General features: G+C 58.5%; 12 protein-coding genes and 1 riboswitch. Of the genes, 4 read left to right on the top strand and 8 right to left on the bottom strand.

What is annotated here, in order from left to right; translation table 11 throughout:
* Window positions 1–1,183: 1,183 nt before the first annotated feature.
* From N2603_RS37405 to N2603_RS37395, 3 genes are all read right to left on the bottom strand, one after another.
* Complete coding sequence (locus N2603_RS37405) at window positions 1,184–2,350, bottom strand: acyl-CoA dehydrogenase family protein (RefSeq protein WP_260386103.1); 1,167 nt, start codon at window positions 2,348–2,350, stop codon at window positions 1,184–1,186.
* Between the two features lie 1,569 nt (window positions 2,351–3,919).
* Window positions 3,920–4,663 (bottom strand): carbonic anhydrase, encoded by a 744-nt coding sequence (locus N2603_RS37400; protein WP_260386102.1) that lies wholly within the window; start codon window positions 4,661–4,663, stop codon window positions 3,920–3,922.
* Between the two features lie 6 nt (window positions 4,664–4,669).
* Window positions 4,670–5,422, bottom strand: coding sequence for a thermonuclease family protein (locus N2603_RS37395; protein ID WP_260424347.1), 753 nt, complete (start codon window positions 5,420–5,422; stop codon window positions 4,670–4,672).
* Window positions 5,423–6,371: 949 nt separating this feature from the next.
* On the opposite strand from N2603_RS37395, the gene N2603_RS37390 reads away from it, so the two are divergent.
* The gene (locus N2603_RS37390) at window positions 6,372–6,554 is read left to right on the top strand and encodes a hypothetical protein (RefSeq protein WP_260386101.1); all 183 of its coding nucleotides are present in this window, start codon (window positions 6,372–6,374) and stop codon (window positions 6,552–6,554) included.
* A gap of 587 nt (window positions 6,555–7,141) precedes the next feature.
* Here the strand turns inward: N2603_RS37390 and N2603_RS37385 are convergent.
* Window positions 7,142–7,924, bottom strand: a complete 783-nt coding sequence (locus tag N2603_RS37385) for a nodulate formation efficiency C protein (RefSeq protein WP_260386100.1) — start codon at window positions 7,922–7,924, stop codon at window positions 7,142–7,144.
* A 1,007-nt stretch (window positions 7,925–8,931) separates the two neighbouring features.
* A riboswitch (cobalamin riboswitch) is annotated at window positions 8,932–9,134 on the top strand.
* A gap of 102 nt (window positions 9,135–9,236) precedes the next feature.
* Between N2603_RS37385 and metE the strand changes: the two genes are divergently transcribed.
* The gene (gene metE / locus N2603_RS37380; protein WP_260386099.1) at window positions 9,237–11,582 is read left to right on the top strand and encodes a 5-methyltetrahydropteroyltriglutamate--homocysteine S-methyltransferase; all 2,346 of its coding nucleotides are present in this window, start codon (window positions 9,237–9,239) and stop codon (window positions 11,580–11,582) included.
* Between the two features lie 1,277 nt (window positions 11,583–12,859).
* Here metE and N2603_RS37375 read toward each other — a convergent pair.
* From N2603_RS37375 to N2603_RS37355, 4 genes are all read right to left on the bottom strand, one after another.
* On the bottom strand, window positions 12,860–13,459 hold the full coding sequence (locus N2603_RS37375; RefSeq protein WP_260386098.1) for a hemerythrin domain-containing protein: 600 nt from the start codon (window positions 13,457–13,459) through the stop codon (window positions 12,860–12,862).
* A gap of 968 nt (window positions 13,460–14,427) precedes the next feature.
* Complete coding sequence (gene fixJ, locus N2603_RS37370) at window positions 14,428–15,030, bottom strand: response regulator FixJ (protein WP_260386097.1); 603 nt, start codon at window positions 15,028–15,030, stop codon at window positions 14,428–14,430.
* A gap of 473 nt (window positions 15,031–15,503) precedes the next feature.
* Complete coding sequence (locus N2603_RS37360) at window positions 15,504–15,734, bottom strand: hypothetical protein (protein WP_260386096.1); 231 nt, start codon at window positions 15,732–15,734, stop codon at window positions 15,504–15,506.
* A gap of 2 nt (window positions 15,735–15,736) precedes the next feature.
* The gene (locus N2603_RS37355; RefSeq protein WP_260386095.1) at window positions 15,737–16,078 is read right to left on the bottom strand and encodes a hypothetical protein; all 342 of its coding nucleotides are present in this window, start codon (window positions 16,076–16,078) and stop codon (window positions 15,737–15,739) included.
* A gap of 614 nt (window positions 16,079–16,692) precedes the next feature.
* Here N2603_RS37355 and N2603_RS37350 point away from each other — a divergent pair.
* Window positions 16,693–17,879 (top strand): IS3 family transposase gene (locus N2603_RS37350; RefSeq protein WP_260386094.1). Its coding sequence is split into 2 segments (ribosomal slippage): window positions 16,693–16,945 and window positions 16,945–17,879, totalling 1,188 coding nucleotides; the frame shifts between segments, so codons are not numbered across the junction.
* A 2,325-nt stretch (window positions 17,880–20,204) separates the two neighbouring features.
* Window positions 20,205–20,390, top strand: coding sequence for a hypothetical protein (locus tag N2603_RS37345; RefSeq protein WP_197960219.1), 186 nt, complete (start codon window positions 20,205–20,207; stop codon window positions 20,388–20,390).
* Window positions 20,391–20,904: the final 514 nt, after the last annotated feature.

Here is a 20,904-nt window from a genome sequence, read left to right as displayed (position 1 = left end):
GCCGCGGACGGACGAAATCCTCGAGCGGATAGAGCGTTAGGATGGCGCGGACAGTCTTCTCCATACTCATGCCCGGGAGCCGGATCAGTCGCTCCGAGCAGAGTCGCGGGTGGCCGGGTGTTGGTGTCGACGGCCATGAGGGTCGACGCCATGGCCCATGGAGGCGAGCAGCCGGAGCAGCTCGGGCGCTAAGATCGGATCAATCGATTTCAGGGTGTGATGAACTATCCTCCCGATCAATCTTACGTCTGTCTCTGTCTCCCTAGCCCTTCGCAATCATCAGATACAGCGAGCCAGAACAGTCCAAACTGTCGTTGATGGGTGGCAAAAAAAAGCCCGGCCTCATTTCGATAGCCGGGCCGAAGTCAGTCGTCGACAGAGGGAGAACTGCCGACGGTTATTTGCGGAAAAACGATCACCGCAAATTCTAATTACGAAACAGTCAATGACCGGAGAAATCTGGCGTCTTTTCCTTCCATCAGACGATATTGACCGAATGCGGCTCAACACTGCTCGCACAAACCTTGAAGAGTGTACTGTCCCTTGCCCTAAGGATCGTCGAAAGCCATGGTGACAAAATGAGCGGCGCCGAACAGAGACGATCCGAAGCTGTTCGAAAGGCGTCAACTACGTGTCGGCCGCAGAGCGCAGCAACCCAGCTTCCCCTGGGCTGGGACGAAGTACGTTGTTGTTCCCATGCGAGCACTCGGAACCCCGTTCGCGCGATCCCGCACGCGAGGGCCCGCTGCTGCATACACAACGACCGAATTGGCATCATCGTCTCACCGATGGCAGCAAGCCGCTAGCCTCTCCGATTGGCCGGGCATCCTAAGCTATTCGCATGGTACACCGTGACGTCACGTGCGATTCAAGGCCGTTTTAGCTCATCCGCAAAACTCCAAGCCGGCGACTTCTCACAGGCAGCCGCGTGGCTGCACGCAGCGGGATGCTGAGAGGCCGGGCGGGCAGTGGCGGATCAGACGAGCCTGCCGGCGAGCGTTGAACAGCAATTGAGCCAGTTGCAAACAACTGTGCCCCCGCAAGGTCTCTCTCTCTCTCTCTCTCTCTCTTGCCCTTTAAACAACGCCGGCAGGCCGCCAGGTCCTGTAGCTGCAGGCCGCATCATATCGCAGGTCCCGGCAATCCGTTGCTGCGGAGCGTGCGGGAACGTGGGTGAACCACTTCATGGAAAGCCCGGCTGTGCTGCGCTTCCGAGCAGGAGTCGGCCGGCGCTCTGGAGCGTTCCCTCGTTTAGAGCGGCGTGCTGGGCAACCACAAAGCTGTCGCACATGGCGCGCGCCAGATTGCTGGTGGTATACAGCGACCCACTTCCAGCGAGACCGCTCGCAATCCTACAGACCTCAGCGCTCTGCCGCGCGGCGTTCGTCGCGGCGAGTCGCATTAGCGTCGCCGTGCTCGGGTTTACCGCACCCTTGAGCGCTTCTTTCCATAGCTCCTCGGTGGCCTCATAGAAGAAGGAACGGGCGGAGCGCAGCATGGCTTCGACCCTGGCCATCTCCAGTTGGACATAGCCGCGCTCTGCCATCACGGGCGCTCCAGTGATCGAGGCGCGACTTCCGGCCATGGCGATCACCTCGTCTAGCGCGGAGCGCGCGATACCGATGCCGACAATCGCATGCACCTGCGCAGCGAAAGCCACGGACGGATAACGATAGACCGGCCCGTCGAGTGTCGGCGGACCGCCGCGGATCAAAGTCCATTCCTCCGGCACAATGACATCGTTGACAACGACGTCGTGGCTGCCGGTGCCTTGCAGGCCGATGACGTCCCAATTGGGGCGGATTGTCACCTTCTCGGCCGGCATTACGGCTACACGCACAAGACCACCGGTTGGATCGTCTTCCACAGTGATGCCAACGCCTATCAGGTCCGCGCCCGGTGAGCCGCTGGCAAATGGCCACACGCCGTTCACGACAAATCCGTCGGTGCTTCGCCTGGCGGGCTGGAGTGGGAAAACCGCACCTGCCAACACCACGTCAGGTCCATTCGCGTATACCTTGCGAAGCGTGTCGTCCGGAAGAGCAGCGAGGTAGCGAGCCCCATCGCCGAAGCTGGCGACCCAACCGGCGGAGCCGTCGGCTTCGGAAATACGCTCGATCAGGCGACAAAAATCGGCCGGCGTTCGCTCCTCGCCGCCGAATCGCTTGGCGGCCATAGCCCGATAGACGCCAACGCGCTTGAAGCCGTCGATGATCTCGTCGGGAATCTTTTGCGCGCGGGCGAACTCGTCTCGACGCTCGCGGATAGCGATCAGTAGCGGCGACAGGTTATCCCAGGTCGCAGCCGTAGCGTCGGTTTCTGCAGTGATCTTCTCTGGTGGAGCGTTCATAAACTGTCCTCGGTGTCTTGGGCCGATCGACGGCGCGCGTCATTGATATGGATTGCGCGCGCATCGTGAAGCCGGCCGGATTGAAATCCGAGCCGGAGGGGATGGTCGAAACTGTCGCAGTTGATACTCGACTGTGATGCGATTGCAGGCGGTTGCCGGTCCAAACCGCACGCCGAACGGATTGGCTCAAAGAAAAAGAGTTGAGGGCCGACAAGGCTGACGGAGATTTGGGCGTCGAAGTTGTCATTGAGGCTGAACCCGCAATGCAGCCGACATGCGGCGGCGCGATTGATCCGCCTCTGCAGCACTATGACGGCTGAGGGCAGCGCTCGTATTGTCATGTCTTCTCCAACGGGCGACTTGTCACACTTGGCGCCCGGTTGGCTCGAACCACCTTGTGAATTCCTAACTTGGCGACCCCTACGTCGCCCAAGCCTGCGGCTCTTTTCCATGTTGCAGCAATCGACGTGCCATCAATCATGGTCTGCCGGTCGTGTCTGAATCGAGCGAGATCACGTGGCCCATGCTGCGCCAGCAGGATGCTCGCGCCTCCCGTGTCTGATTCCAGGCACAAGATGTCATCAACCGAACACGGCGGGAGGAGAACGACTGAAGTGAACCTCGACCGCGGACCGGTCGAGCGCGGCTTGCCTGCCGGAGTTTCAGGCCCGGTCCGATCTCCTGAGATTGCCAAAGGCGCAATTTGCCGTGGTCTCAAGGAGCTGTCCGCATCGGCAGAACGAACTTCAAAGGTGCGCGCCGGCCGCGAAGATGCTCCGTTCCGATGCGCCACTTCGGAACTCCCGATGACAAGACCCGCCTGCGCAGAGCCACGAACGCCCTTTAGATGGCACGTCAACGCGTCTGTCGATAGTTGACCGCCAGGCTTGACGCACTCCGGCGAGGGCATAAGAGATTGTTCTCCGCTCGACCCGGTGGTCGCAATTGTCGTACGCGCGACAAGTTTCTGTTTATGCTGATCCAAGGTACAGGCCCAAGTCAGATGCAACGAGGCTGCTTTTCCGACACTGGCAGTCTCCCAAATGGCTGATGCGGGAGAGACGTCCGATGCCGACGCGAAGCTTTTGTCTTTACGTCGGTGGGTCGTTGGTCACGGCGGTCGTAATCCTGCTCTGTTGATCTTCGGCCCTGGCTGAGCCTGGTGGTCATAAGCAGGACCATAGATGACTTGCCGGACCGAGCGTGAGAGTCTACCGGAATTGTCGCGTGTTCCGGAGGCCGAGAGCTCAGACCCTGCATGCCTCGCACTGCGATCTGCCGCTTGAACCACGTGCGTCGGCCTAGCGCGTTAAGGTGCAGGCATGAATAAAGTTGGTCGCTGTATGAGTGTTTCTTGGTGCTGGCCTCGCGTTGCCAACATGAGCACGTAGAATACGAGGAGGATTAAGAGGCCGCGCATACCTAAGATCTTCCCGAAGCTATAACAACTGTGGAGCGGATTGTATCCGGTGCATTTGATGCAGCCGATGCACGAGCGAGTTGCGCGGAACTCGACCGGAGCCCTGTATCAGGCGGCAAACGACCAGCCGGCCGCGCGAAGTGCCAGCGTCAACTCAGCAAATCGACCCTGCCGGTGTCGAGCCGATACAGCCCCCCGACGACCTTCAGTCTGTTCTGCTCAACTGCCGCGTTCAGAATCGGTCCCGTCGATTTGAGTTTGTTGACATTATCGACTACATTTTGTCGGGTTGCTTCTGCCAACGTGTCACCGGTTTGCTGGCGAGATGCTTTTACTGCAGGCGCAAGCGCGCCGACGAGGGATGAAATGTGCCCCGGCGGCGGCCTATCGTCGTGGAGCGACTTGATCGTGGCGTCAATCGCACCGCAATGATCGTGGCCAAGTACCAGGATCAGCGGCGTGTTCAGCACGGCGACCGCATATTCCATACTGGCGAGCGTGTCATCATTGGCGAAGTTGCCGGCGAGGCGGCACACAAACAGATCACCAAGTCCGCTGCCGAAGACAAGTTCAGGCGCCACGCGAGAGTCGGCGCAGCTCAGAACCGCGGCATATGGATTTTGCCCGTCCACCAAAACAGAGCGCTCGCGCGTGAAATCGTCGCCTCGTGATACGCCCTGGACATAACGATCGTTCCCTTCCATTAGCCGCTTCAGGGCAGCATCCGGCGAGAGTAGGTTATCCGGCTTGGGCGGCGCTTTTGCTTCCTTCGCATCGACAATGTTGTTGCCAAGCCGCCAGTAAACCGCCGAAACAGCGAACAGCAAAAGCAAGCGGCGCGAAGGCGCGATCTTGGTCAGATAGGACATATTCGGATAATGGCCTGAACGCATCTCACCTCATCGCGCGGCTTTGCGCCACCCGGTGGCTTCGGCTTCCGCTTCGCTGCAGAGCCAGCGTTCACCGGATTTCTTCGTCATGTCGATTTGTTCGTAACCGAGTTGCCCGGGCAAGTAATAAATGCGCTCGCCGTTACGGTCCACGGTGCCTTTTATCAGACACTCTGACGAGGGCGGGTCCGATAACAGCGCGGATCCGAGCAGGAGTTCCTGAGCGTCGATCGGAACCGAGCTCGCGCCGATGATGATCGTCCCCTTGTTGCGGCGACGCCAGTCCCAGGGCGCGATGAACGCCCCCGACCACAGCCCCGCATAGGCTTTGCTCGCCACAACCTCATATATAACGTAGGTATGGGTCGAGAGACCCGATAGTGCCCACCCGGAGCGTACCATCCAGGCGTTCACGTCCTCGCCTTCGATGAAGCAACTGCCGCGCGACCTGCCGTATTCATCAACTCCTGTGGTATGACAATCCCACGTTCGTCCGTTCGAATGCTTGATAAGCTCGTCGCGAGCCGCTACGCCGCAAGCCCATTTCCGGCCGTGTGCGTCGAGGCAAATCTGGTCAGTCTCAGGAGCGTCGATGCCTGAAAGCCGAAGCTTGGTGTTCTCGAGCTCGATCGTATTGCCGTCGAGGATGCGCGGAGGGCCGCTGAGCTTCGCCGCGCAGACCGGAGATGTGATGACAGCGAACAATGCGACCATCATTACGCGGTGTTTCATCCCGACAATAACCTTTCGCTCTTGATTCATATTCACGCAACTTCCGGCGCCGCCACATTCGACTGCTTAAAACGCACTATGCCCGTTATTGGGCCGCATCTTGCACGTTCGCTTTATGAAAGCTTGGCCCTCATTTCCAAGCTACGACCTGACGCTGCGTGAGGTTCAAGCGATTTCTTCCGGTTGCGTGTCGCGATATCCATCGAGCCTCGCCGGTCTCACTCACTGGGCGCGCACTGCACCCTCTCGGCCTGAGGAGCAGGTCCCCATACCTCAGCCGCCAACTCGGTATGCGGAGAAAGCCGAATCTCGAAACGCTGTTTTCTCATGAGATTGAAGAAGAAAAGCGCCTGTGAAATTTGATGGTCGAGTGGAAGTCAGGCGTGGAGGAGCAACCTGGTTATGATTTGTGCCAACCCTCATCGGCAGACAGAAGGCTGCCGGCGGTTTTGGCGAGGGCGATGACATTTTAAGTTCTTGTCACGAAAAGTCTGATGTTCGAAAGAAATCTGGTCTCGCGTCCTGTCTGAGATTTGGTCGAAATGCGCCACGGAGTTCAGCTCAACGCTCGCTGCGCAAGTGAATCGGTATCGTTTGGGCAAACCGCGCAAAACCCGCAGCTCTTTCGGAGAGGCAGCCGGGATGGTCGTTGATGCAAATCTCATTGTGGCTTTTCGCACCTCTGCGCTGCACCATAATTGGTCGTAGTGCCGCGGCCCCGTTCGTAGCGTTTGCGCCAGGGAAATTTGGAAGGACAACCATGTGGAGCTGTGGCTTCGTCGTATACGCACCGGCGAGGGGTAAGCTGCCCGCGTGTTCGGACGACCGCGAGTGCCGTCCTGATGCCATTCGGTGCGAGGCATCAATCCACAACATGGGTTGGCCCCCAACGCGGCACCCGAGCAGGTAGCTCTGGTGCGGTTCAGCCGACTCAAGCTACACATCATTCTCAACCACCTCACTACACAATGGGAATGAAATGGTTGCAGCCCCGCGGGAATTGCGGGTCTCTTCTTACGCGCTTGAAGTGGATGGCCGACTCAGAGCTGAATTCGCAACCAAAGACGGCGCCAAGGCAGGTGGAGCAGAACTAAAGAAGCGTTTTCCCATGCTTCAAATCCGGATCTATGATGCGCAGACGAATGCGCGCGAGGAAATCTAACCGCCGACTCAGTTCGGTTCTCGATGCCTCGGGCACGGCTCCGGGCTGCTCGCCCGTGGCGCTCAAAAAGGACCGGTGGTCGGGGGGTATGCCGGCGGCCGCTAACACCGCCCCATTACCCTATTAACCGGTTTCGTCGCAGCACTCGATCCCGCCTGCCGTCTCGGCCTTGGAATGCTTACGCTCTTGCGGGGGCCAGTCAGTCGCGCGATGGGCGGTTCGCGCGCCGGATCGGGCTTGGGCCCGAGGCATCTGCAGGCCCGGTCCCGTGAAGAATGGCATGGAGAGCTGGTTCCCTCGCAGACGGTGTCCTCTCACTGCGTGGGGTGCGCTGACCAAGCCACTTCTCGCAAGCTGGCACGCGCCGCTGAGCTCGACTCCTCGCAGAAAGGGGCGGAGGTAATCGTGCTCCCATTTTTTCGATGCTGGCTGAAGGCCGCGGGAAAGGCTCGCGACTGTTCAAGGCGTAAACACCCGAGAGTTTAGAGCTGATATGTCTTGCCGTTGCTCTGAGACGTTCGGCCCTACAGGAGCTGCGGCGCGATCTTGCTCTGCGCGATCATTAACCGAGGCCTTTCGCTCCCCCTCTACTCTTCCCGTTCCTTTGGCTCCATGCGAGCGAACCAGGAGCCAGGAGGAAAGCCCGCGATACGCTTGGCAAAGGAGGATTGCGGCTCCCAATCTTGTCCTTCGCTCTTCTCGAAAGTGATGACCCCGTTGTGTGTAAAATAACGCGGCCCTGGGATATTACAGTTCACCACAAGCAAAACGCGCCACAGATCACCTTTCTCGGTCGGCTTGTCATTCTGCTTCGGCAAGTAGTCCACTCCAACAGGGTCAACGATAGTGCAGCGGCCCTGCCGCAGAAGATCGCCGAGCCGGCCTTGCTTGGTCGTCACAAAATTGAAGTTGGTCGTGTCACGCAGAAAGCCAAGATTTGCGTCTTTTTCGCCATCCGAGACTTCACGGGCGATCAAGGAGAGCGCGAAGGCGCGCCAGCCCAATTCCATGGGCTTTGCATAGGTCGACGCAAGTTCAATCGTCCCGTCGAGCGCGATCTTCCAGGTGATAACGTACTGTTCGTCTGATTTATCATCCCGGTGCCTGGTCCACGAGAGGAAAACATGGTCATTTTGGTCAAGTTCAGCGACGCCCCACATTCGAGGGACGAACTGTGCCACCTTCGAGACGTTGGAGATAACTTCTTCTATTGTCTCACCGTCTTGCGCTCGCCACGTTGACTTAACTCTTTCAATAAGGGGGCTGTCGTTGGCGCGAACACTGTTGCTCGTCGCAGCCAGCCCGGCCAGGCAGATCAGGAATCGAGCGAGGCAAAGCCATAGCGCGCGTCTTCCAGACATTTTCTTCATAACCGTCGGCCTATCTGGTCTCATCCACACGTCATTCCAGAGCGGGCAACCTTCAAACTGTTATGCGCGAGCGCAAGAAGTTAGCGGCGACGCGACGGGGCGACCGCCGGTTTCCCGTGCGAGCAGGCGCTCCCCTCTATGTCACGCGCCGCTAACTTCACTGCCACCGACAGCCTCAATTTGCTGTGCTGGACATGCCCAGCAGGAGGACTGGGCATAGCGAGGACGTGCATTCTTCGTGCCAGGTAACAGACGTCAATTCGCAACGGTTTTGTGTCCTCTTTGTCGACTTTCCGACTGGCGCACGTCTCGATGTTTCCATTCAACCTATCCACCCGGGCTTATGCATCCCCGTCGCGGATCGGATATTCGACGGCTCAGCGGAGCGCCTCGGTGCCAAGTTCCTGATGAGAAGTGGCAGCACGTTTGCCATCACTGAACGGTGTGGTTCGCTTATCGTTGCCGGAATGTGGGCTTTCGATCTCTGTCATGCCTTGGGCACATGTGGCGCCATGGTGTCTTTTGCGCTCCTTTCGCGACGTGCGGCGACTCCGGAAGTCGAGAACAGCCTCAGTCAGGTGCGCTTTGTACTCGATGACGAACGACGCGAAGCCGATCTTCACCGTCGAGCATTTGGAATCTGGCCGGCGCCGCAAACCAACGTGCTGGCCGGATATGTTGCTGGCTTCACAGGTGTGTTGGGCCTACGGATCCTGTTGGTCGAGAAGGTGGCTGGTGGCGAACGTGCTCCAAGAACCGCTGGTAAGCCCGGACGCGCAACAACTTCATTCTGCTCGAGGCAGCGGTCCCGACCGCGGAAGCCGCATTTGTTCCTTCCGATCTGGCGTGCGGCCGGCAGACAGCTGTGATCGCCATTCCGATATCGCTGATTTGGAGTGCACTTCTGCATCATCTCAACGATAGAGATGCACGGTCGTTCGCGTCGCAGATGTCGCAGCATCTGCTTGAGACATAATCTGAGAGGTTGACGGAAGACTCCTCTTGCCGATAATCCAAGTCGTCGAGGTTCTCCGGTTTCCATTTGATCCGGAGCTAAGAGGGAAGCCGGTGAAAATGCCGGCGCTGCCCCCGCAACTGTGAGCGGCGAGCCGCTGTCCAACGATGTCACTGAAGCCTGCGCGGCTTCGGGAAGGCCGGACAGCACCGATGACCCGCGAGCCAGGAGACCTGCCCCGACAATATATTCGTCCACGGGCGGGGTGTCCGGTGGTGCGCCAAGCAGCCGTCGCACCGCGCGACTTCCTCTGCCTGCGTCCGCCATGGCCTTTGCCCCCAACATGGGGTTAACGCTATGTCTCTTCTCTCCCTTCCTGTTGCCACGCTCGGAACGCCACGCATCGGTCCAAGGCGCGAGCTCAAACTCGCTCTAGAAAGCTACTGGGCCGGAAAAAGCAGCGAACAGCAGCTGCTCGAGGACGCAGCTGGCCTGCGTGCCGCGAACTGGGCTCGTCAGAAATCTATCGGCGTCACGGTCATTCCATCGAACGATTTCTCGCTGTATGATCAGGTGCTCGACACAAGTTTCATGGTTGGCGCCATCCCGCAGATCTACGCCTCGAAAGCCGAATCCGTTTCGCTCAAGACGTACTTCGCCATGGCCCGCGGTTCACAATGCGACGACCAAGAAGCGAGTTGCGGTCACGGACCGCGCGGATTTGGCGCACCCGTGCAGGAGATGACCAAGTGGTTCGACACCAACTACCACTACCTGGTCCCCAAGTTTCACAGGGGACAGACTTTCAAGCTATGCTCCCGCAAGCCGATCGAGGAGTATGAGGAGGCCAAGGCCCTTGGCTTTCAGACCCGCCCTGTCCTGATCGGGCCGGTCACATTCCTAAAGCTCGGCAAGAGTACCGATTCCACATTCCAGCCACTCTCATTGCTGGATGAACTGATACCGGCCTATATCGAGGTTATGCAGGAATTGGCCAAACGTGGGGCAAATTGGGTTCAGTTCGACGAGCCCTGCCTAGTTCTTGATCTGGATGAGGGGGCGCGAAAATCTTTGCGACATGCCTATAACCGGCTCGCCAAGGAGGGGCCGGCCATCAAGATCATGGTTGCCAGCTATTTCGGCGACCTCGGCGACAATCTGAACACTGCCTTGGGCCTGCCAGTTGCCGGATTGCACCTCGATCTTGTTCGAGCGCCACAGTTGTTGAACCAGATTATCGCTGGCGGCCGAAATGATCTCGTCATGTCGCTCGGTGTCATCGACGGTCGGAACGTATGGCGGTCGAATTTGTTGTCGCTGCACCAGCGGCTCGAACCAGCGATTGCGAAGCTCGGCAAGGATCGTGTACAGATCGCCCCATCCTGCTCGCTGCTTCATGTGCCGGTCGATGTTGAACTCGAGACTCGGCTCGCTTCCGACGTGAAGAGCTGGCTTGCTTTCTCGGTCCAGAAGATGCGGGAGCTTGCGATCCTGGCGCGGGCACTCGCAGGCGACCGGAATGTTGCGCTAGCTCTTGCCGAGTCGGAATGTGCCGCGACTGTTCGCCGGACTTCGCCGAAAATCCGGGATGCCAATGTCGCTGTCCGGATGAGAGCGATCGACCAGACCATGCGTCGCCGCGCGAGCCCATTTGCCCGTCGTGCCGAGATCCAAAGCAATCGTTTCGGACTACCGGCTTTTCCTACCACGACGATAGGATCGTTTCCGCAGACCACAGAGATCCGGAATGCCCGTGCGGCGCATGCGCGAGGTACGATAAGCGACGAGCAATACGACAGGTTCCTCAAGGAGGAGACTGCGCGCGCCGTACGTTGGCAGGAGGACATCGGTCTTGACGTCCTCGTGCACGGCGAGTTCGAGCGCAATGACATGGTGCAGTACTTCGGCGAGCAACTCGCCGGCTTCGCATTTACCAGGAGCGGATGGGTGCAGTCCTACGGCTCGCGCTGCGTCAGGCCACCGATCCTGTTTGGCGATGTAGCGCGACCGAAGCCTATCACCGTGGACTGGTGGCGCTATGCGCAATCACTAACCAGGAAACCGATGAAAGCGATGTTGACCGGGCCTGTGACGATCTTGAACTGGTCCTTTGTTCGCGATGATATTCCCAGAAGCGAGGTCTGCCGCCAGATTGCGCTCGCGATCCGAGACGAAGTCCGCGATCTCGAGAATGCTGGTGCGACCATGATCCAGATCGACGAAGCGGCAGTCCGCGAAGGATTGCCGTTGCGTCGATCGGAGTGGGCGGCTTATCTCGACTGGGCCGTCGATTGCTTCCGCATCTGTTCATCGGGCGTCGCCGATCAAACGCAAATTCATACACATATGTGCTACTCGGAGTTCAACGACATCATCGGTGCGATCGCTGCAATGGACGCGGATGTCATCTCGATCGAGACATCGCGCTCGAAAATGGAACTACTCGACGCGTTCAGGAACTACGATTATCGAAATCAGATCGGGCCGGGCGTGTACGACATCCACTCTCCACGGGTTCCCGAGGCGGGCGAAATGAAGGAGCTGATGGCGTTGGCTCGGACGCGGCTGCAGGATTCGCAGCTCTGGATCAATCCAGACTGCGGCCTGAAGACGCGCAAGTGGGAGGAGGTTCGGCCAGCGCTAGCGAACATGGTCGCTGCCGCCCGCGAACTGCGCGCTGCACTCGATCCGCGAGGCCGTTGATCCGGGCTTCGGCCTCTTCTCGACAAGCTGATCCGTCTGTGATCATTTGCGCGGGAGCCTTGGGAACACAAAAAAGATGCCCGGCCCCGCTTAGCGGGCCGGGCGAAAGTCTGGAAGGAGCGAAGCTGACGCATTCGCGCGGATTTCCATCGGCGGAGGGAGGACAGCCGCCGGTTCGATCACGGCGAGGACATTCTCCGAAAATCTGAGCCGAGTTGAAGCACAAGCTCAGCGCAGCTCAACTATGCTGTGGTATGCGACCGTATAGCCTGAGAGTTAGAAATCTACACCAAGGTTTGTGGCTCATGAGCGCGTCGGCACGATTACGACAGCAGCGAGGGGGCATGCCGGGCGGTCACCGCAGGGCACCAACAGCTAACTTGGTGCGCTTTCCTGCCTGGAACCTTTATGTTCGATCAGCGAGACGTAAGCGCGGCTCCAAGAATCTCGCTAGCTTAGCCAATGCATAAGCGGTTACTATTGATTTGAACCTCTGCTTAAGGCAGTCCTTGATCGACCGGTTCCATCCGATAGTCGGGGTTCGGCTTGGGCGCTGAGGAGCACCCTATCGGCACCGCGGCATCTTCAAGCTCGTGATATCCCCCGCATGGTCCGCTCATCGATCTCAAATAGAAGTTTCTGGACCCGATCACCGGAGTGTCGCCGATGGCTATGACGGCTCCAAGGCGCAATGGGAGGGCATGCTGCACGCCGCATACACGTATGTAGGATCACGATGAAGCAGTCACGCGTCAGGAATGAGCATCGTTTACGATGTGGATCCCATAGCTTGTTGAAATCCAGTCGCGCCAGAACTGCTTGTGGCGATCCACGTCCAGCGCCTTGCTGTTGGTGCTGAACGTACCCGGGTCTGGCAGCGCCTTGCATTTCGCGTGCAGTGAGTAGAACCGGCTGCGGCCGAATGATTCAGAGCGTATGGGGCGGGGCTCAAAGAGTGGGAGTGACTTCGCCGCACCCCGGGCGGCCGCAATCGTCCGTCCTCATCGGTCGGCGGACATGAGAGGCGTCCGTTTCGCGCGATATCATTGCGCAACTACCGGACCTGCGAGGGTTACATTGTGGTGCCGGAACCAGAGCTCAGCTAGGATCGGCCAGGCTGTTTGCGCCGGTGGTCGAGGAAGCGATCATATTGCGCAGAAGGCATTTTGGGGTATGGCACTACGTGGTCGCGAGCAACCCCATTTCTTTGAGCAAGAGGTCCTCTTCCTGCTGTCAAACGGCCGCGATTAATACGGCCCGTCCGTCTCGGCGCCGTGTCACGGGTTGCCGGGCTCGGCGGACGAAAACGCGACCGAACTCCGTGCGGTCTCAGCTTCTTGCTCCAATTGCAGAATATGCCCTCTTAGCGCATCGGAAGTCGCTGCCGCTGTATCGCTAAACAGCGGATCTCCATCATTGGTGAGGGCTGAAGAGATTTCGGTCCAATCCTGAGCCGAGAGAGCCTTCAGGGCGGCGGGAAAGAAATCTCGTTCTTCCCACATCATGTGGTGCCGCTCGCGTATTATAAAGTCGCGTATGATATTGCCGACGTCTTGCCGAAGGAGGTCACGATCCGCGAGGATAGCGTCAATAGCTCGCGCGAAGTGGTGCAAACGGTCGATGACTTCCTGGTGTTCAAGCGCGAGATCGCCGACCATTGCAGCTGCATCCGGATCGCGAGACTTAAGCTTGGAAAAAATCAAGTCTTCCTGTGGATGATGGTACACCTCGGGGTAAACCTCGAAATAGCTGATAATGGCGCGAATGACCTCATAATCCGGGCGGATCCCTTTCTCAAAAATCTCCAATTCGCGTTGAAGAGCGACCAGAAGCAGATCAATGTTGCGATGCTCTCGAAGCAGAAGATCGATGGTCATAGCGGTGCTCCTGGAGGCACAATCTAGGCTGGAAGCGTTTCAGCCATTTGCAAGACTGCCCAAGCCGAATTCGGTGTCCTTCGCTGCGCTGCGATGCGTCCGCGCCTTTCGACGTAAAAAGTAGCGCGCTTCAATTTGAGCTGGCGTAAATCAAGTTAGCCGAAGTGTTGCACGAAGCTCCTGGGCTGCGTCGCTACGCAGCACGACTCGGCCTGAGGTCGGCAGGGCGATCACGCGTCCACGACGATGAGCTTGCCCACGCAAGACGCTGGTCGGATGGCGTCTCGTCTTGTTAAAACTGGCGGCCTGGGCGTGCATGGCGGACCCTATCTTGCGAATGGCGATGGGACGCAGATTGGCTGCTCCTGACGAATTGGGAAATTTGGATGTTTTCCCTAGGTAGAAACCCCTAAGTATTTACACATAAGGCCCATGAGGAGGGCGTCTTGAATTGGGGGCGGCGCGGTCACTTAGTCTCAAACATGCTCAAATCGGATTAGAAAGCCGCATGCTGGCTTCGTCGGCCGCGTCCATGGAAACAGGCGGAAACGCACTGCCGTACCCCTGAAGAGCTCCAGTCAGCCGGAACGTTGTCGTCCACCGCCACTTTCGGCTCACCGCAAGAGGTCTTGTTCGGCGCCTTGACTTTGATCCTCGTCAGCATCGGTCGGCCGCGGATCTGACGGGGCGGATATTGATGGCATCCTTATCGATGTAAGCTGGCATGGTCGACGTGCTTGATGATCATGCGATAAGTGCGCATGTGAACCGAGGTGGGGCCTGACCCCGGATCATAGGACTCGGCTTGCGTGACATATTCACCTGGCGCAACGGCCGGCCTGCGTGTGTTGCATCGGCAGCCGTCACCGAAAACATGATCGGCTCGGTGCGCGCGAAACTCACCGTTCGTCGTCTGGAGTGCGCAGCTTGAATGCATGAATAAGCCATTTACGCTATTTGCGCTGCTGCTAGAGTCCCGCGGTAATGGCGATCCGCATCAACTCGGACATGCTGCGGACATTGGTCTTGGCCATCAGGTTCGCACGGTAAACCTCGACTGTCCGCGGACTTATGCCGAGATCATGGGCGATCACCTTGTTAATCTTCCCGGCCAATAGTCCCTGCAGGACGTCGCGCTCGCGCGACGACAGGTCCGCGAGGCGGGCTTCCGCCTGCAGTTTCGCTGCGTCGGCTGGCTTTGTTGGCCGCGCTTTCAAAGCACTATTGATCGCACGCAATAGCACCTCCTCCTTGAACGGTTTCTCGATGAAGTCGACCGCACCTGCTTTCATCGCTTCGACTGCGAGCGATACGTCGCCATGACCAGTTATCAAGACGACGGGGCAGTCGACGCGATCGGCTTTCACGTTTCTGACCAGTTCGAGACCGCTCATACCTGGCATATGGATGTCTGACACAATGCAGTCAACCGGACCGCTTGCGACGTCATTGAGAAAAGCGGTCGCCGTCTCATAAGTTGCTACGTAGAAGCCATTAACATCAAGCAGAAACGCGAGCGAGTCCCGCATGGCGGCATCATCGTCGATCACGAGAATGCGCCGCCCAGTCATGTGTCTTCACTAAGCTCCGCAAATCGCGCGGTGAACTGAAAGAGCCTGCCGCCGCCCGGATTCGTCCGCGACGATGTGGCCACCATGTGACTTGATGATCGTCCGGGAGATTGATAGCCCCATACCCATGCCATGCGTCTAAGTCGTGACAACTGGCTGGAACAGGCTGTCGCTGATCCAGAGCAGGGTAGCAAAGCTCGCCCAGTCCGCAGCCGCGGCGAAAGCGGCAAAAACGACGACCGGAAGGTAGATGATCGTGAACGTGCGGTCCTGAAGATACGGATTAACGCCGGGCGCAGCACGAGAGCCAACGCGGCGTCTGCCGCGTCAGTCCCATAGCCGTACCAGATGTGGTCCGACATGTTTCTAGCAGGCCCTCTCATTGATCAACTCTACATTGTTTGCCACGAGAGGCCAGCCCGAGGCAGTCCGGGCCTCAACTCACGCCAATCTATTGTGCAGGATGGCCGCCGCTATCCGGGCCAGATGCGCCAGTGCGTCGGCTGCACGGCGACGCGTTCTCCGGTCTTTGCCTTGATCCAGCCGTCGAAGATCCAGCGGCAAGGAAAGACCACCCGGTGAATGGTATTACCCTCGATCACGGCAATCTCCAGATCCTGATTAAAGGGCGGCGAAGCTTCGAGCCGCTCCCAGGTCAGGTCGCCACTAGATCCTGGACGGAGTTCCTCGCTGCGGGCTGACAAACTCAGGCAACCTTCTGAACATTACGGACGAGATCCCTTGGGCGCAGCGCGAACAGGCTCAACTCAGTATAACCCAGCCTGCGCGTGCTCTCGATGGGAGCGGCCCCGGCCGGGATTTTATCGGCCGTGGCGCCGTTGAACGTATCGTGCCGGGACATGATCCGCTCGCCAGCCGAAATATTAGGGTTGGCGCCGCGAAACAACTCCCGGGTTTCGGTCGAATCGATCTGGATCAGCTCAAGCCCGCGGCGGTTGGTATTCATCGCTGTTCTGTAGAAGTTAAACTGGACTGCCGCTCCCGCCATCTGGCCGGCGCCGGGACAAAGGTCGCCGTGGTCTGTCATGTCGAAACATCCTCCGTGGTGAGAAATCTCCTTGTCCCACGGCTTCAGCGCGGGGCGTTGGGTTGTGATGACGTCAGCCGCGCCGCTTGCGAGTAGGGCGGCATCCCCGAGCGAGAACGGGAAGACGCCGGAATTCCCTTGACAGCATTCGGATGGGCCTCGGCGCCGGTCATCCCGGCCGTCCGCAGGTCGATGAAGTGAACGCCATCGCATGCGGCGCAAATTGTTGTGTGCAGGTCATCGGCAGCGGCTCGGGTGCGTCCGGCAGCAGTCCTTGAACTCGGTCGCCGGGATCTGGACATGAAGGGATGATGGGGCGCCAAGTCTTTCTGTCTGCCATGTGTCTGACCTTGGACTGGAAGCTCACTTCTATCAGTAGGAAGTCGCCGCAGAATTGATACAGCTCAAAAGAGCTGATGCGCGTCCAGAAGGGCCAAGCTCGAGCGGCCGCTGCGAGCCGGACAGGCTCGCGTTGGTAGGCGACATGTCCCAACTTGGGCGATCCGCCAGGACCTCGCGTTGGTCTGCAACACGCCAGCGTGTAGCCGGGTTGACCTGCCACTGCGTATTTCCTCCAGAAGGAGTTAGAGTCCGGCCCGAAGAAGGACGGACAGATGAAGCGAGCAAGGTTCACGGAAGAGCAGATTATCGCGGTATTGAAGGAGCATGAGGCTGGGGCGAAGACAGCCGACCTGGCTCGCAAGCACGGTGTTTCCGAGGCGACGATCTACAATTGGAAGGCCAAATTCGGCGGTATGGACGTTTCCGAAGCGAAGCGGCTGAGGGCCTTGGAAGAGGAGAACGCGAAGCTGAAGAAGCTTCTGGCCGAGCAGATGCTCGATGCGGCCGCACTTCGCGAGCTCCTTTCAAAAAAATGGTAGGGCCCGCCGCCAAGCGCGCTGCGATCGCGCATCTGCAGGCCGTCATGAGCCTGTCGGAACGGCGGGCCTGCTCGATTGTGGGGGCGGATCGGAAGATGATCCGCTATCGCTCCAGCCGCCCGCCGGACGCAGTTCTGCGTGGCCGATTGCGCGATCTCGCCAACGAGCGGCGGCGTTTCGGCTATCGCCGGTTGTTCGTCTTGCTGCGGCGGGAGGGCGAGCCATCGGGGATCAACCGGATCTACCGGCTTTACCGCGAGGAAGGGCTCACCGTCCGCAAACGGCGGGCTCGCCGCAAGGCCGTGGGGACCCGTGCCCCGATCCTGGTCGAGGCGAGGCCGAACGCGCGCTGGTCGCTGGACTTCGTCCACGACCAGTTCGCCAATGGCCGACGCTTCCGCATCCTCAACATCGTCGACGACGTCACCAAGGAATGCCTGGGCGCCATTCCGGAGACGTCGATCTCGGGGCGGCGCGTGGCCCGCGAACTGACGGCAATCGTCCAGCGACGCGGCAAGCCAGGAATGATCGTGTCCGACCATGGCACCGAATTCACCTGCAACGCCATGCTCGCTTGGTGCAAGGACGCAGCCATCGATTGGCACTTCATTGCGCCGGGAAAGCCGATGCAGAACGGCTTCGTCGAGAGTTTCAATGGCCGGATGCGCGATGAGCTACTCAACGAGACCCTGTTCTTCGATCTCGATGACGCCCGCGCCAAGATCGCCAACTGGGTCGCCGACTACAATCTCCAGCGTCCCCACTCGTCGCTGAAATACCTGACCCCCGCGGCCTACGCCGCCCACCTCACCGCAACGGACGATCGGCTGCGCAACCCCGACCAGCTCCGCCGATCGTCCGTTGCTCCATCCGCGCCACTTGGCGTACAAAACCGCGAGACTCTAACTGCCGCTGGATGAAAATGCAGTGGCAGGTCAGGGTGATTTGAGGCGCACCGCTCGCGTTGGGCCACGACAGCATTCGTCCTCAATGCTGTGTTAGCCGGCAAGCAGATAGTCAATTGATCGCTCGCTTTGCATTGTCGGTAGCCTTGCCGGCGCTGATCCCAGCGATAGCCTTGGCGCTGAAGGCCGGAATCTTGGGCTTATGTTGGCTGCGACAAACCTGATCATCGGCTTTGCTGTCGAGGCGGCAAGGTGGACCGTCAGAAAGTCGGGGCGGTTCGCCTCATTGGCCCACGATCATTTCGCGTAGGTCTCGCCGTCGCGGCACGCCTCAGAAATGCCTCTGCCCGGTCATTGGCGCAATGACCTGGTGTTTGCGGCAATGCCTCGTGAGGCACCAAATATCGCGCGCAAGATTCTCGCCGTCTCGAGCCTCCATATTGCCAGCGGTTGAATATGGGATCGATAGAGATCAATAGCCGGCATCTCGGGCGTGACGGCGCATGCTGCTCTCAATACTCTCTTCGAGACATTACCCAATTTATCGGCACCCCAATTTGTCGGTCGAGGGCTTGAGCAGACCAGAAGACGCTTTCCCTGGGCTCAAACAGAGTGCGATCTGCCAAACTAGACCGATAGAGATCGCGTGGTTTGCGGGACAACAGGAGCGCTCGGGCCGCGCTGCCGAAGTCTCGACCTTATCTTGAGCAGCAGCGGACAACCTCTTGGGGATGCTGCTTGAGGCAGATCAAATACTCTTGAAGCGCCAATGGCAGAATGGTGGATAAGCAAACCCACAAGAAGAGGGTGCCATGCCTTCATTTAACGTTCGGTTCATCAAGACCGTTTGTGACGATACCGGTCACGAACATCGTGCCTGTGAGGCAGCGTTTAAGATCGATGCCGCCTCGCTAAGTGCTGCTGCACAGCAGGCGGAGACCGATTTCTGCAAGCAAAGGAGTGTCCGCGATTGGACAGTCTTCGCCGATGTGATAGAGCTTCGAACCCCGCCTGTATCGGCTGGTTAGCTTGACTTTGGCAAGGGAAGTCTGTGAATTGAATTGTGGGGGTCAATCTGTAATCTAACCGTGATCCCGGACAGGGGCGTGCCGGTCGTCGATTCGAGAGCACCTGGTAATGCTGTCGTCAATTCCGGAGGGCACCCTGTTGTCTCACGATAAGCGGACCTCGCTGGAGGGTTCGCCGCCTGCCGTTCAATTGGCTCTGCAGCGCTCCGCCAAGCACCGTACCGGCAGGGCCATTCCGGATCGAAGGATCCCCACAAATCGGTCTTGTTTGATTGAATGTCAAAATACGTTCCCGGCCGCTATGGCTGTTTCGAAGAGTATGTCTGATTGACAGTTCTGCACACATGCCGATGACGGTTTAGGCATTTTATCAGCCGGTTACGCGCGAGCCTGTCCCAGACATGCTAACCGGCTTACTTGAGCCCGCAGGACATCGATGCGATCGCACGTGAGCTTAATCTGTCCGCATCCGCCTTTCGAAACATGGCGCAAAGACCGGTCTCTCTTGAACTCCTAAGCAAGCGCCTCGCACTTGCCGGGTTTTCCGAGAATGCGCTTGCTGCCGCCACATCGAGACGCATTGCGCGATCTGCAACGCGTGCGCGGCCTGTGTCAGACCAAAGTCCGATGCGCTGATGTGGCGCGCTGCGTGACAAGAACGGCAATATCCTCAAAAAGGCGGACGGTCATTATCGTGTCGATCTGACGAGGCCTCGACAAGTGGATCTGCTAGCGACAATAAGGCGTGCGAAGCTCGTGTGTTCTCGGCGATGCGGAGCACACCTGAAGGAGCAACGGAATTGCGTCCTGCACGCTCAAGTGCTGGCGACATCCGGAGAGCACTCGCGTAGAGTTCTTAATCGCGACTGTTGCTTCGATGTCACCAAATGTATGAACCCGCGATCTACGCTCGTGCCAAACGAGGGACGACATGTTTGATATTTATTTGAACGGAAGGCGCGATCTTTTGGTCGTTCCGCGAGGCTTTGCGATCCCCGCGGGGGTGGACGGCAATTGGAAGCGAAAGAAACGGGCGGTGCGTTCAGTAAGCGATGTCATTCGCCAAGATGTCCAACAGCGCGGTTACCACCGACGTAGTTTGATCTCAAATCGGTCGGGGACCGCAGTTGATACCTCGTCACAAACGTAGCCAAAGCGGCTATCTCCCGCTGACCCATTCTTCGAAACACTATGGGCAGAAAGCATGAACGAACTTATACGTTGGCGTGAGTTCCGATGATTACCTCTTTTTTACGGTCGTCGCTCCGAAAAAAATGTGTTACAGGCGCTCCTCTCAGAAGGAGCATTCATCGTGAAAAAAGCAACCAAGAAACGCGTTAAGCGGCGCGAGTGGACAAAGGCAGATATCAAAGAGCTCAAAGTCCATTCGAAGGCTCGGACCCCGGTCATTAAACTAGCCAAAATGACCAAACGCAGCGAAGGTGCGCTACGCCAGAAGGCCTTAAATCTCGGAATCGGGCTCGGACATCAGCGGTAATTGTGAGCAACGCTGGCTAGTGGCCCAGTAGGGCGGCTCGCGGGCCGCCCTCGCTGTCCGTAGAAACTTTTGTCGCACATTCGCTTTGCGAACCCGCGCTGAGAGAATTTTTTACGCACGTGCTGGATGCCTTCAATGTCGCGGAACGTGCTCCAGCGCCTCCTCATGTTTGATCAAGTTTCCTGGAAGGTTGTTTCGACAGCCGCTTGCGATGTATGATCGCGAGTGAAGAGATGGTCTTAACCATAGCCCTGTCTCGAAGATGAAACCCCGAGACACTCGGCCCCGGAACGCATGGGATGGGGCCACAAAGCCCAGTCCCAGGCGCGTTAGTTCGAGAAGCTGACCAGTCTCAGAGGAACTCCTGTAGGGGCCGAATCTAACATCCGTTCGGGCAGCAGTTTCTTCAGCTTGGGCGAGGCAGTCTTGGCCGCGCTGGGCCGAACAGATCGGCTGATAGCTTTAGCCAAATGGAAACAACTCGCGAATGGGGCATCCTCGAAGCTCTTGAAAG

This window comes from Bradyrhizobium huanghuaihaiense, assembly GCF_025200885.1.
In the GTDB taxonomy this organism is placed as follows: Bacteria; Pseudomonadota; Alphaproteobacteria; order Rhizobiales; family Xanthobacteraceae; genus Bradyrhizobium; species Bradyrhizobium huanghuaihaiense.
The sequence above is the reverse complement of the archived record's forward strand: the minus strand, read 5'-3'. Positions and strand labels throughout refer to the sequence as shown.